This window comes from Xylocopilactobacillus apis (assembly GCF_033095965.1).
GTDB classification, from domain to species: Bacteria; Bacillota; Bacilli; order Lactobacillales; family Lactobacillaceae; genus Xylocopilactobacillus; species Xylocopilactobacillus apis.
Genome location: NZ_AP026801.1, coordinates 2,086,082 through 2,099,117 on the forward strand (window position 1 = coordinate 2,086,082; position 13,036 = coordinate 2,099,117).

The 13,036-nt window shown below is 36.5% G+C and carries 12 protein-coding genes; 7 read left to right on the forward strand and 5 right to left on the reverse strand.

All coding sequences use genetic code 11. The features are described 5' to 3' along the window. The first annotated feature begins 55 nt into the window (after positions 1-55). The 3 genes from R8749_RS09955 to dnaB are packed head-to-tail and all read left to right on the forward strand — an operon-like array spanning position 56 to position 3,833. On the forward strand, positions 56-2,005 hold the full coding sequence (locus R8749_RS09955) for a DHH family phosphoesterase (protein WP_317696478.1): 1,950 nt from the start codon (positions 56-58) through the stop codon (positions 2,003-2,005). Then, positions 2,002-2,454, forward strand: coding sequence for a 50S ribosomal protein L9 (gene rplI / locus R8749_RS09960; protein WP_317696480.1), 453 nt, complete (start codon positions 2,002-2,004; stop codon positions 2,452-2,454). Before R8749_RS09955 ends, rplI begins: the two co-directional genes overlap by 4 nt. Continuing rightward, positions 2,454-3,833 carry a replicative DNA helicase gene (dnaB, locus tag R8749_RS09965; protein ID WP_317696482.1) on the forward strand — a complete coding sequence of 460 codons (1,380 nt, stop codon included), beginning with the start codon at positions 2,454-2,456 and terminating at the stop codon, positions 3,831-3,833. Before rplI ends, dnaB begins: the two co-directional genes overlap by 1 nt. On the opposite strand, the gene R8749_RS09970 is transcribed toward dnaB, so the two are convergent. Continuing rightward, entirely contained in the window at positions 3,825-5,087 is a 1,263-nt protein-coding gene (locus R8749_RS09970) for a D-alanyl-D-alanine carboxypeptidase family protein (protein ID WP_317696484.1), read from the reverse strand. The two genes, dnaB and R8749_RS09970, sit on opposite strands and share 9 nt — an antisense overlap. Next, positions 5,088-6,233, reverse strand: coding sequence for a sensor histidine kinase (locus R8749_RS09975; RefSeq protein WP_317696486.1), 1,146 nt, complete (start codon positions 6,231-6,233; stop codon positions 5,088-5,090). It lies immediately after the preceding gene. A 60-nt stretch (positions 6,234-6,293) separates the two neighbouring features. Between R8749_RS09975 and R8749_RS09980 the strand changes: the two genes are divergently transcribed. After that, positions 6,294-6,719: a GtrA family protein gene (locus R8749_RS09980; protein ID WP_317696488.1), complete on the forward strand. Its 426-nt coding sequence runs from the start codon at positions 6,294-6,296 to the stop codon at positions 6,717-6,719. A gap of 15 nt (positions 6,720-6,734) precedes the next feature. Here R8749_RS09980 and R8749_RS09985 read toward each other — a convergent pair whose 3' ends face one another. From R8749_RS09985 to R8749_RS09995, 3 genes are all read right to left on the reverse strand, one after another. Further along, complete coding sequence (locus R8749_RS09985) at positions 6,735-7,727, reverse strand: D-2-hydroxyacid dehydrogenase (protein WP_317696490.1); 993 nt, start codon at positions 7,725-7,727, stop codon at positions 6,735-6,737. Positions 7,728-7,811: 84 nt separating this feature from the next. After that, positions 7,812-9,530: a peptidoglycan recognition protein family protein gene (locus R8749_RS09990; protein WP_317696492.1), complete on the reverse strand. Its 1,719-nt coding sequence runs from the start codon at positions 9,528-9,530 to the stop codon at positions 7,812-7,814. Positions 9,531-9,663: 133 nt separating this feature from the next. Further along, positions 9,664-10,302 carry a DNA-3-methyladenine glycosylase gene (locus tag R8749_RS09995; RefSeq protein ID WP_317696494.1) on the reverse strand — a complete coding sequence of 213 codons (639 nt, stop codon included), beginning with the start codon at positions 10,300-10,302 and terminating at the stop codon, positions 9,664-9,666. A 58-nt stretch (positions 10,303-10,360) separates the two neighbouring features. Between R8749_RS09995 and R8749_RS10000 the strand changes: the two genes are divergently transcribed. Genes R8749_RS10000 through R8749_RS10010 form a run of 3 tightly spaced genes read left to right on the forward strand, consistent with a single transcriptional unit; the run spans position 10,361 to position 13,035 of the window. Then, on the forward strand, positions 10,361-11,185 hold the full coding sequence (locus tag R8749_RS10000) for a Cof-type HAD-IIB family hydrolase (RefSeq protein ID WP_317696495.1): 825 nt from the start codon (positions 10,361-10,363) through the stop codon (positions 11,183-11,185). Positions 11,186-11,216: 31 nt separating this feature from the next. Further along, positions 11,217-11,573, forward strand: a complete 357-nt coding sequence (locus R8749_RS10005) for a hypothetical protein (protein WP_317696497.1) — start codon at positions 11,217-11,219, stop codon at positions 11,571-11,573. Positions 11,574-11,616: 43 nt separating this feature from the next. After that, positions 11,617-13,035 carry a C69 family dipeptidase gene (locus tag R8749_RS10010; RefSeq protein ID WP_317696499.1) on the forward strand — a complete coding sequence of 473 codons (1,419 nt, stop codon included), beginning with the start codon at positions 11,617-11,619 and terminating at the stop codon, positions 13,033-13,035. The last annotated feature ends 1 nt before the right edge of the window (position 13,036 follow it).

A 13,036-nucleotide genomic window follows, 5' to 3' on the forward strand; every position in this document is an offset into this window, starting at 1 on the left:
CTATTTTATAAGAAGTGCTCTATGGCGAGACCTAAGAATTAGAACTTCTTTGATTATGGCTTTTTTAATTTCAATAATCGGCATAATCATTGCTTTTTTGTCTGATATCTATCTTGGGATTACGTTAACAATCATTTTAGCAGTAATTTTAGGAATCATTTTATATATCTTTTTAATTTTAAGCTCCGATTCTCATGAATATATTTCAGATCTTAGCGACCGAATTGGTGACACCGAGCAGGAAGCTTTACTCAAAATGCCAATCGGAATTTTGCTTTACACGGATGAACACAAAATTGAATGGATTAATCCTTATTTAGCTCATTATCTTAAAGATCCTAATATTTTAGGCCATCCGGTAACTGAAATATCCAATGTGATTGAAGACATCATTTCGGGCAAAAAAGATGTCTCTTCTCTCCCCTATATTAAATGGAGTGATCATTATTTCGAAGTCGTTAACCAAAAAAGCCTGAACGCTTTTTACATGTTAGAAGTTACCCGTTACGCCAAAATTGAAATTAATGCCAGCGATCGTGAATTAGTCTTTGGACATATTGCGGTCAATAATTATGACGAAATCAGTGATTCAATGGATGATCTGACACTTTCTAATATTAACAATCTTTTAACCCGTGAATTAAATACTTGGGCCAATAAATATAATATTTATGTTAAAAAGACTTCAGAAGATCACTATATATTTATGTGCTTTGCCCGCGATATTGTTGAAGCTAAAAAGAATAATTTTAAAATCTTAGATTTGATTCGGGTCCAGAGTTCCCAGCTTAATGCTCCTTTAACTCTTAGTATGGGAATTTATTACAGCAATGAGCCAATCAATGTTTTAGCCAAACAAGCCCAAAGTAATCTTGATCTAGCCCAAAACAGAGGTGGCGATCAAGTTGTCTTAAAAGGTGATCAAGATCCAATTGAATACTTTGGCGGTAAAACTGATCCGCTTGGTAAAAGGACCCACGTGCGAGCTCGCTCAATTTCTTTTGCAATTCAAGAACAAATGACCCGCCATCGCAATATTTTTGTAATGGGGCATGCACGACCTGATTTAGATGTCCTTGGGGCTTCTCTTGGGATTAGAAAAATTGCAGCCATGAACGGAGTTCGCTGTTATATTGTTGTTGATGCTGATAAAGTCCATACTGACGTTAAACGGCTTTTAAACGTTGCAGACGGCTATGAAGAAATTAAAGATGATATCATTACACCGCAAAAAGCACTCAGTATTGCTGAAGAGGATGATCTTTTATTCCTGGTTGACCATTCTAAACCAAGTATGAGTGTCAGTACAAAGCTATACGATAAACTTAGTCAAAACGTCATTATTATTGATCATCATCGTCAAGGCGAAGATTTCCCGGCTGACCCAATTTTGGTCTACATTGAACCTTATGCTTCTTCGACTTGTGAATTAGTGGCTGAACTTTTCGAATATCAGCCAACTAATCTTGCTACAATCAGTAAATTAGATGCAACGGCAATGCTGGCTGGTATTTCTGTTGATACCCAGTCGTTTAAATTCCATACGGGAACTAGAACTTTCGATGCAGCGAGCTACCTACGTTCAAACGGAGCTGATGAAAAATTAATCCATAATTTATTAAAAGAAGACGTCAATAATTATTTGGCGATGACTAAATTAATTGGAACGATGGATCTGCGACCCGATGGTCTCGCTATTGCCCATGGGGAAGAAAATGAAAGCTATGACCCCGTAATCGGCGCACAGGCTGCCGATACGATGATGACCCTTGATGGTATTTCTGCTTCTTTTGTAATTATCAAAAGAGAAGATGGTACAATAGGAATATCTGCCCGAAGCATGGGCGACTTTAATGTTCAGCTTATCATGGAAAAATTAGGCGGCGGCGGTCATTTAGGAAATGCTGCAACTCAATTTAAAAACTCTACAATTGCTGAGGTTGAAAAGCAATTAATCGATACCCTTGATGAAGCTGAAAAAAGTAAACGAAAGGATCAAAAATGAAAGTAATTTTTACGCAAAACGTCCCCGGAAAAGGAAAAATAGGCGAAGTTAAGAATGTTGCCGATGGTTACGCTCAAAACTATTTGATCAAAAATAATCTTGCTAAACAGGCAACACCTCAAGCTTTGAAACAAGAAGAACTTCGAAAAAAGAATCTCGAAGCTCAAAAAGCAGAGCTAAAAGCTGAAGCTGAAAAACTAAAGGCGCAATTAGAAGCTGATGACACAATTGTCAAAATTGGATCAAAAGCGGGAACTGATTCACGTCTTTTTGGCTCCGTTACCAGTAAACAAATTGGCGATGCTTTAAACGAACAATTTAAAATTAAGATTGACCGTCGAAAACTAGAAATGACTGATGCTTTAAGGACTTTAGGATTTCACAATGTCCCAATCGAACTATTTCCTGGAGTTAAATCACGTGTTCGAGTACAAATTTACAAACTGTAATGGATAACAAACTTACAACTTTACCAAATAGCCTAGAGGCTGAACAAGGGGTCTTAGGTGGTATTTTTATTGATCCTAACCGCCTTGGCGATGTTATTTCCATTTTAGAACCGGCCGACTTTTATGATCGAAAAAATCAGATTATTTTCCAAACAATGATTGATCTGGTTCAAGAAGATAAGACAATTGATGTTTTAGTAATAAGTGATCGACTGAATTCTCTTCATCAGCTTGATGCTATTGGAGGTCCTGCTTACTTAGCTCAATTGGCTGAAAAAACACCAATTGCTAGAAACGTCCAGTATTATGCCGGAATCGTTGCTGATAAGTCACGCTTAAGAAATTTGATCAAAACTGCTCGTGACATCATTTCTCAAGCCTATCAAGATAGTGATCAAGTTCAAGAAGTAATTGAAACCGCGCAAAACAACATTTTAGAAATTGGCTCCAATCGTAATGGTGCTGGTTTCAAAAAGATTAGTGATATTTTGGAAACCTCGCTGCGTGAAATTGAAGAAATGTCACAAAATAAGAATAGTGTCACTGGCCTTGCCACTGGGTATCACTATCTTGATCAACTTACCAATGGACTGCACCCCGATCAATTAATCATCATTGCTGCCCGCCCTAGTATGGGTAAGACTGCATTTGTTCTTAACATTGCCCAAAATGTTGCAGTTCAGTCAAAAGTTAACGTTGCAATTTTCAGTTTGGAAATGTCAGCTGAATCCTTAGTTAACCGCATGCTTTGTGCTGAAGGAAATATCAGTGCCAGCAATCTGCAGACTGGTAATTTAACAAAAGACGAATGGGACAAACTTTCGATTGCGATGAACACATTAAGCCAAACTAACATTTATATCGATGATACAGCCGGCAATCGAATCGCCGAAATCCGCAGCAAATGTAAAAAACTCGCCCAAGAAGTCGGCGAGATTGGTTTAATTGTTGTAGATTATCTGCAGTTAATTGAAGGCCGTGCTGAAAACCGGCAACAGGAAATTTCCCAGATTTCCCGCCAGCTTAAAAAACTTTCTAAAGAGTTAAGTGTGCCGGTTATTGCCTTATCCCAGCTATCTCGTAGTGTCGAACAAAGACAGGATAAACGCCCAATTCTTTCTGATATTCGTGAATCTGGCTCAATTGAACAAGATGCTGATATTGTCGCTTTTCTCTACCGTGATGATTACTATGATCATGGAGAGGGAGAGGATAACGATAACAATCCTGATAACGTCGTTTTTAATCAGCAGGACGTCGTTAAAACCGAAGTTATCATCAGTAAAAACCGTGCTGGCGCTCTTGGCACAGTGAACCTAATGTTTAAAAAGTCATATAACAAATTCTTAAGTCTTTCAAATCAAGAAGAATCAGCGTAAATACAATTTTAAATCTTGAGTTTTTAAAAATTGAACTGTTTTAGCTTTTAAATCTAAAGTCAGGACTAAACCTGGCTTTTTTGTTTTGGCAAAATAATCCCGATCAAAATCAACTTTAAAATGAAAATCATCAGCCGTTAAATCTTTTGGAACCCATAGATTTATTTTATTTGTGATTACATTAGATCGATCATACTGATTTTTGAAAGTTAAACAGGCCCTTTTTACGTTTTTATTTGTATTCGGATCAATCCTAACTAAATGATAATTCTGCTTAAATTGCTGTAAATAATCCTTTGTCTGCTGAAATCGCGATTCGTTAGAATTTGAATTAAGAACTACTGAAGTAATTAAATTGTCTCCTTCTTTCATCGTCCCAACAAAACTATATCCTTGATCATTAGTTCCCGTCTTTAAACCCACGATTTCTAAATTGGGATCGGCTAGCGCTCCCCCTTTTACCAGCAGATTGGTGTTTTCTAACTTTTGTTCTTCAGCTGTACCGCTTTTAAAAGTGTAATTATATTGTTCTGAGACTTTTAACACCTCTGGAAAATCATTGACTAATTTAGCAGCGACGGTTGCTACAGAAGCTGCCGACATTTGATTATCCGCCTTCATGTCAGTTTCAGGATTTTGAAGACTTCCCAGCATGTCATTAGGAAGTCCATTTACGTTAACAATCACAAAATCATTAATCCCTAAATTTTTCAAAAAGCTTTGCTCGCGCTGATTAATCTCTGGAAGCGGCGCAAGATGCTCAGATAACGCCATTATTCCAGCATTAGCTGAACTTAAAAGAGTTGCGTATATTAAATCCTGCACCGAATAAGTGGAACTGGCACTTAATTTAACATTAGAAAGGCCTGCTTGAGTGCTTAAGGCGGCGACCTTCGGATCAACCTTAACTTGATCATCCATGTGAATCTGACCTTTTTTTAGAGCTTCAAAAGCAAAATAGGTGGGAATTATTTTGGAAATTGAGGCAATCGGTAAACTTTGGTGAGAATTTTTTTGATAAATTATTTGCCCGGTCTGACTATCAGCAACCAAAAATGCTTTTGCCTCAAGCTCAATATTTTTAGTTAAAACTGGAATTTCTTTTTTAGTCTGCTTAAACTGCAGGTTCAGATCACTAGTAGGCTGAATTTCAAAAGTGATCAATAGAATTGGAATTAAAAATACACCTACAATGTTAATAAAATGGGAAAAAAATCGGTGTTGTGAACGCCTTCTGACGGGTCTTCTTACCATTTATGCAGCACCTGTTTTCCCTTTAGGCAAAATCACTTCAAAAGACGTCAGATCATGAGTTGAGACAGCTCTAACTTCTCCCCCTTGCCCTTCAATAAGATTCCTGACAATAGCTAGACCTAACCCACTTCCGCTCGTACCAGACCTTGATTCATCAACTCGGTAGAAACGTTCAAAAATTTTGTTTAACGAAGCGGCCGGAATTTTTGGCCCATCATTTTGAACTTTAATATCAACATTATCTCCTTCATCTTCTAAAACAACTCGAATAAAAGTTCCCTTTTTTCCATACTTTAAAGCATTACTTACTAAATTAGACAAGGCCCGGCCAATCTTTTCTGAATCCAGTTTGACCATTGTCGGTTCACTAGGAACGTCATTAATTAGCTCTAAACCAGCTTTTTCAGCTTCTAATTCAAAATCAGCAGTTAATTGTTCAATTAAATCATTCATATTAAAAGTGGTGTAATTATAGTTAATCTCGCGAGTAGTCAATTTTGTGTAAGCAAATAAATCATCTGTTAAATACTTCATCTGCCCTGCCTTGACAAAAGCAACATGAACATATTTACGAATCGTTGCTAAATCTAAATTGGGATCATCTTCAATTAAATTAAGATAGCCAATGATGCTTGTAAGCGGCGTTCTTAAATCGTGAGAAACATTGGTGATTAATTCATCTTTACTTTTTTCAATCCGCCGTTCTTCTTTCATCGAATGAACTGCACTATCAACCAAGGCATTGATTGAATCGACAACTCCCTGAAGTTCACGGTTAACCTGATAATCAATCCTTTTTTCTAAATGTCCATCGGCAATTTCCTGCATTGCAGTAATTACATGGCGCATTTCCATTAGATGATATCGTCTAAGTAACCGCCAAACGACAACCAAAACATCAAAAACTCCAAAAAAGAGATAAAAAAAATTAGGAAAGCTTAAAAGATTCGCACCAAACGAAGGTGCCAAAAAACCATGAAAAAGCGAATAAAGTCCTCGATGAAGAATCTCATCTTCTTCGTTAAACAAAAGCATAATAATCAATAAAGCAAAATTCACTAACAGCATAATGCCGACAGTAATAAAGCCTTCAATGATCAGTTCAAAAATTTCTTTGCGGGATAATTTAATTTTTTTATTATTCATTTTGATTATTTTTTTCTAAAATTTAAGTCCACTGCTAGATTAAATAGCTAGAATATTATTATGGATAAATTAAAACGTTTATACAAAAAAAGAAAAGAGTTAATTGACTACTTAGTTTTCGGAGTATTAACCACTGCAGTTAATTATATCGTCTTTTTTATACTATTACTGATTATTCCTTCAATGAAGGCAGTGACAGCTAATACGCTAGCTTGGATTGTTGCCTTTTTATTTGCCTACTTCACTAACCGCCGGTGGGTTTTCCATACTAAAGCTGTTGGATTGAAAGACAATTTAATTGAATTCTGGTGGTTTTTTGTAGCGCGGCTTTTTTCTCTAATCGTCGACGATGTGATTGTTTATCTCGGAATTGATTTAATGGGACAAAACAAGCTTTTAGTGAAACTGATTAGTCAAGTAGTCATTGTCATTATTAATTATTCACTTTCCAAATGGATCTTTAAAGATAAAAATAAAACCGCTTAGTGAGCGGCTATTTTTTTAATCTAAATTAACTAAATGATCAACACCCTCGCCTTTTAAGAATTTATAGCTATCCTCTAAGCAATACTCAACCATATTTTGAACTGCCGGTTCAGTATAAAAGGCAATGTGGGGAGTTACTGAAACATTAGGCATTTCAATAAGCTCTTTAAGCATCGGATTATCATAACCATTTTGGCGATCAACGCCAAATATTCCTGCTTCATCTTCAATCGTATCGATTGCAGCTCCGGCAATTTCATGATTTTTTAATGCTTCAATTAAATCTTTAGTATTAACAATGCCCCCACGAGCCATATTTAGGAATAATGCTGAATTTTTCATTTGTTTAAAAGTATTTTGATCAATCATATGTTTAGTATCATCGGTCAACTGCATATGCACTGTTATAATATCGGCATTTTTAATTAATTCATCATAACTGACATACTTAACAGGATCTTCAGGATTAGGCTTTTTATACGGGTCATAGCCAATTACTTCTGAACCCAAAGCTTTAAATAAACTCGCAACGGTCATTCCAATTCTACCAACACCAATTACGCCAACTGTCAGCTGGTGAATCTCTTTAGATTCAAGACCTTCAAATGAGAAATCTCCCCGGCTTTCACGATCTTCAACAATTCCAATATGTCTTAGTAAGTGCATTGCTTGAGTTAAAACTAACTCGCCAATTGAACGGGTGGAATATCCGGGCACGTTTGATACTGCCAGATGATATTTCTTTGCTAAAGCAAGGTTCACTGTGTCATATCCGGTTGATCGAAGAGAGATAATTTTAATCCCAAAATCTGCCAGTTTCTGATAGATTACTTCTGAATCAATTGGTGCCTGCTGTAAGACGCTGATTCCATCATAACCTTTGACATCATCAACGGTGTTTTCAGTTAGAAGTTCTGGACGGGTAGTAATTTCAACTTGATTTTCTTTTCCCCACTTTTCAGCCCATTCTATTTCATCTTGTCTTGTACCAAACATCAAAAATTTCATCTAAATTACCACTCCTTTTTTATTTAATTATAAGAAAAAAGACACTAACAATATAGTGTCTTTGAGAAGTCTTAAAAATTAGTTTTAGTATTTGATTGCAACATCAGTTCCTTTTACCCACTGATAATTGCCAACGCTATACCATTTATTACCGTCAACTGTAGTTACAATTGTCTTATATTTCCAAGCACTCTTCCTTGGTAAAACTTTTGGACTGTTAACATTAACGTTATTTCCATCTGGATAAGCATACAATGGAGCACCTTTTGGATTGTTAACTACAACAACGCCTGCCTGTTTAGACATTTCTTTTGTGTAAATGCCACCAATAAAATGAATTGTTGAACTAGGAACATAGCCAATCGTATCAAACCCATTAACACTTAGATTAGCATACAATTCACCTTTGATTGCTTTAGTTCCTAAGCAGTAAACTACTGATCCCTCACGAGTAAAGTTGCCATTTTTCGTTAAACCTGATTCCAAAAGCCAAGAGGTTGGAGAAGATTCATTAACCGTTACTGATGCCGGAATTTGTTCTCCTTTTTTATCAGGGACAGCTGGTCTGCCTTTAATGGTGGAAATCTGTTGAGCATCGAGGCTGTTTTTTAAGGAAGCGTGTGTATTTTCAACCCACATGAACGGCTTACCGTTCTTATTATCATTAAGTAAATAGAAAATCCGACCACTTGTTGTTTTAGCAATTGTTCTGATGCTGTATGAATAAGGTCCACTAATATCGCTGGCTTTAAACCCATTATTCATTAAGTAGTATAAAGGTGCATTGTCATTAAGATAAGCAATGTTTTGAACAGGAGTTTGAATTGCCACCGAATCATTTCCCGCTAATGACAACTGACCGGCCTTAACCCAAGCCATTGCGCTGCCATTGTTGCTTAATAAAGTATAAATACCATTATTAGCTGTCTTCACAATTGAAGTTGCCTGATAAGTATTTCCTACGTACTGATTAGCACTGCCGCCAGGTACGATTCCTGCGTTAGTTTTGTAATAAAATTGTTGGTTGCTTGCTTTAGCTGTTACAGTGTCTGTTTCTGAAATACTTGCTTGACTAGCAACTTTTTCAGCAGTCTGACCTTTGTTAGCACCCAAATTATTATATTTGTGTTGAACTAATTGGAAGAACTGATCCATTGAATAGCCCCAAGAGCTAAAGTATCCAGTCGGATCACTATGATTAGTTCCACCTAAAAGGTTAGAAACCGCATTATGTGACCAAACAGTTCCTGATCCAGTATGGGTTGCATTAGTAACAGGTAGGTTATATTTTTTAAGTAAATAAGCTACATAATATGCGTCGTTGTTAACTGAACGAGCAAAATTATCCAGTGTTTTCTCACGGCATAATTCAATTGAAATATAACGTGCATTGGCAACTGGTCCTGCTCCCCAGCAAGTTAAATCAGTGCTCGCTGTATTTATGATTTGTGAATGATCAACGAAAGCATGAACATATGCTTCTCGACCAGGAACATTCCAATTATTCGATTCATAAGCAATTTCATTTAGAATCGTAGAATTATTATTAGCTGTTTCATGAACTACGATTCCTTCTGGCTTACCAACCCCTTTGCGGTAAGCAGAGCCAACGCCCCAAAATGGAGTTTTACGAGTTTGGATTGTTGGATTAGAAAAATTGTGCTGCATGATGTATGTGTTGATATCAACTCCGGCTGCCTGAGTCCGCTCTTCACTCTTATTAGCAACTGGAAACAAAATTGTTGCCATGATGATCAGCGCAGAAAAAACAGCGGTTGTCTTGGTAATAATCTTTTTGTGCATTAAAAATATAACTCCTTTTTCCCTATCCAAATTAAACATTTAACTTAATTCTATCAATTTTCAAAAAAAATTCCTTATTTGTAACCAAATAGTAATAGTGAGATTTAGAAAAAAGTTTTTTAAATAATGAAATTTACTTTTGCCAGCCCCAGTTTTGAAAATCAATCTCTCCTTTTTTTATTTTCCCAACATAAGGGTTGCCTGCAACATAAAAACGCCATTCCCTGCTCCCGCTTGAACCGTTTAGATTAACCCCAATGCGAGGAGTTGAAATAATATTTAAAGGAATCCGTGCATCTTCAAGATCAATAGTAAGATCTGAACATTTTGAAATTAGTTCGAAATTTCGACTCCGATCTTGAATGCCATATGCCTGCATCAATTTAGCTGGACCGTTGGTTAGTTCAAACTCATTTTTAATCGGCCGGTTCATCTTCATTAATTCAATTCCCTCAGCAGGTTCAACGGCCCGCACCAAAATCCCTTCTGGCTCCTCCTTGTCTTGAGTGACAACATCAAAGAGAAAGTGTTGACGTCTTTGATAAATGTAAATTACGCCCGCTTCATGATAAAGCGGCTCATTAAAAGAACTTCTTCTTCCTTGATAGGCGTGAGCAGCTGAATCATTTTCTCCCAAATAACTTTCTGCCTCCACAATCCAGCCTGAAATAACTCCGGTTGGAGAATTATAAACCAATTTTTTGCCCAAAAGTTCTTTCGTAATTTTTGTCGTTGGGCGGCCCTTAAAAAAAGATGCATTAATTCGTTGCATAAAATTCTATTTTTCCTTATGATTGCTATATTAATTTGATAGGAATATGGTACTACTAATGACAAAAATCAAGCTAGTCGCAATTGATATTGATGACACTTTATTAAATTCTAAACATCATGTTTTGGCTTCAACCAAAGAAGCAGTTAAAAAAGCAGCCGGACTTGGGGTGAAGGTTGTTTTATGTTCAGGACGCGCCTTAGCAGGTGTGATGCCATTTTTAAAAGAACTTGGCTTAACTAAGCCAGATCAGCTGGTCGCTACGTGCAACGGTGGAATTATTATGAACTTAGCCGGTGAAATAATTAGTAAACACGTTTTACAAACTAGCGATTTTGACAAAATCAGATCATTTTGTGATAACCATCACGTCAACTACAATGCACTTGATGACCAAAGTATGCTTTATACAACCAACCATCAAATCAATTGGTACACCATAACTCAAGCAGATGAGAATAAAGACGGAATTGTAATTCTAGACGAGAAAGATCTGCCAATTAACTTTACTTTAGTTAAAGTTGTCATGACGGGTGTTCCTGATCTCTTGGACCAAGTCGAAGTTGATTTAAGAAAAGAATTTTCAAACGGTTATTATATCGTTAGATCAATGAGACCATTTTTAGAAATCGCCAACCCTAATGCAAACAAAGGAACTGCCGTATCAGACCTAACTGATTACTTAAATTTAGCGCCTGAAGAAGTAATGGTAATCGGAGATGAGTTAAACGATCTGCCGATGTTTAAATTTGCGGGAACTGCAGTCGCAATGGGAAATGCTAACCCAGATTTAAAAGAACATGCGACTTATGTGACTTCTGACAATGATCATGACGGAATTGCCCAGGCTTTTGAGAAATTTATTTTAAACGCTGAGAATTAATGCTAAAGAAATTACGACTAGAAATAAAGTTGTGATCCAATTTTTATCTAAAGACATTGTCAAAGTTCTTAATGATTACACCGCCTTTTATATTGTAGTTAAAAATCGTTTTTATAATTTAATTGATGAAGATATTTTCTATGAAATAGAGCGTGATATTTCTTCAATCGAAGCTCTTGAACAGTGTAAAAAAAGAGGCATTGAATATCTGATGAAAACAGACGATGAATCAATGGACTCGATTATTGAAATTTTATTTTATGCTCAAAAGCATCAAATTTTTGATGACCATGCAATCACTGATGAAAAGCGAGAAGCTAAAATGACAATTTGTCGTAAAATCAGAAAACCACAACCTAATAATATTATTGAATTTAAACCAAAGTAAATACCGATATAGTAAAATGAAAAAGAAATTAAGGGAGGATTTTATGAAACAACATACATCTTGTACAACAATTTTAGTCGGAAAAAAAGCTAGTTATGACGGATCAACCATGATTGCCCGCACTGAAGACAGCGGACCGGGCAGTTACACTCACAAAAAATTTGTAGTTGTAAATCCCGAAGATCAGCCTCGTCACTACACTGCAAAAAATTCTAAAGTTAAGATTGATCTGCCAGACGATCCAATGCGTTATACTTCCGTGCCTAATGCCGATCCAGAAATTGAAGGGATCTGGGGTGAAGCAGGCGTCAATTCAGATAATGTTGCAATGAGTGCAACTGAGACTATTACAACTAATGAGCGCGTCCTTGGTGCTGATCCAATGGTTGAAGATGGAATTGGGGAAGAAGACCTCTTAACGATTGTTCTACCTTATATTCATTCTGCGCGCGAAGGTGTTGAACGAACTGGCAAACTTTTAGAAGAATTCGGTACTTATGAACATAATGGAATAGCATTTTCAGACGTTGATGAAGTTTGGTTCTTAGAAACTGTCGGCGGTCACCATTGGATCGCTCAACGTGTGCCGGATGATGCTTATGCAACAGTTCCTAACCAATTAGGCATTCAAGTGATTAAATTTGATGATCCAGATAACTTTATGTATAGCAAGGACTTGCCTGAATGGATTGAAGAAAATCACTTAAATTTAGGTCATGATGATCAGTTAAATGCTCGTTTAGCATTTGGCTCTCACTCTGATTCAGATCATCATTACAATACACCGCGTGCTTGGTTTATTCAGCGATTTTTAACACCAAGTATGCAGCAATATCCAATGAGTGATACGATTCCTTTTTGCAATAAGCCATTTCGTAAAATTACCGTTGAAGATATTAAGTATGTTTTAAGCAGTCATTACCAAGACACTGCTTACGATCCTTACGGCACTTTTGGCGCTTCTGATTTAAAACATGAATTTCGACCAATTGGAATTAACCGGACCAACGAGATGAGTATTTTGCAGATTCGCCCGGATGTCGACGAAGAATATCGTTCAATTCAGTGGCTCTCATTTGGTTCAATGCCGTTTAATACAATGATCCCTCTCTACACTAATGTCACAACTCAACCAGAAAGTCTCGCAAATACAACTGAAACACCTACGACTGAGAATTTCTACTGGATTAATCGGATTATGGCTGTAATTGCTGATCCACATTTTAAAGAAACTAGCCAAGATATTGCTAATTACCAAGAAAAAACAGTTGGCTTAGGTCATCAGATGATCAATTCTACTGATCAAAAAGCAAGCGAACATCAAGATGATCTGCAAGAGTTTTTGGCTTCGGCTAATCAAAAAATAGCTGATCAGGTCATGGACGAATCTCACAAACTGTTAGATCAATTGATCTTTACTGCCAGCAACCAAATGATCAACAAATTCTCAATGAGTGATTAAT

Excerpts from the sequence above, each read along its gene's own strand:
- R8749_RS09985 (WP_317696490.1), bottom strand. The coding sequence starts at position 7,727 with ATGAAATTTTTGATGTTTGGTACAAGACAAGATGAAATAGAATGGGCT.
- R8749_RS09955 (WP_317696478.1), top strand. The coding sequence starts at position 56 with ATGGCTTTTTTAATTTCAATAATCGGCATAATCATTGCTTTTTTGTCT.
- R8749_RS09980 (WP_317696488.1), top strand. The coding sequence starts at position 6,294 with ATGGATAAATTAAAACGTTTATACAAAAAAAGAAAAGAGTTAATTGAC.
- R8749_RS09990 (WP_317696492.1), bottom strand. The coding sequence starts at position 9,530 with ATGCACAAAAAGATTATTACCAAGACAACCGCTGTTTTTTCTGCGCTG.
- R8749_RS09995 (WP_317696494.1), bottom strand. The coding sequence starts at position 10,302 with ATGCAACGAATTAATGCATCTTTTTTTAAGGGCCGCCCAACGACAAAA.
- R8749_RS10010 (WP_317696499.1), top strand. The coding sequence starts at position 11,617 with ATGAAACAACATACATCTTGTACAACAATTTTAGTCGGAAAAAAAGCT.
- R8749_RS09970 (WP_317696484.1), bottom strand. The coding sequence starts at position 5,087 with ATGGTAAGAAGACCCGTCAGAAGGCGTTCACAACACCGATTTTTTTCC.
- R8749_RS09975 (WP_317696486.1), bottom strand. The coding sequence starts at position 6,233 with ATGAATAATAAAAAAATTAAATTATCCCGCAAAGAAATTTTTGAACTG.
- rplI (WP_317696480.1), top strand. The coding sequence starts at position 2,002 with ATGAAAGTAATTTTTACGCAAAACGTCCCCGGAAAAGGAAAAATAGGC.
- dnaB (WP_317696482.1), top strand. The coding sequence starts at position 2,454 with ATGGATAACAAACTTACAACTTTACCAAATAGCCTAGAGGCTGAACAA.
- R8749_RS10000 (WP_317696495.1), top strand. The coding sequence starts at position 10,361 with ATGACAAAAATCAAGCTAGTCGCAATTGATATTGATGACACTTTATTA.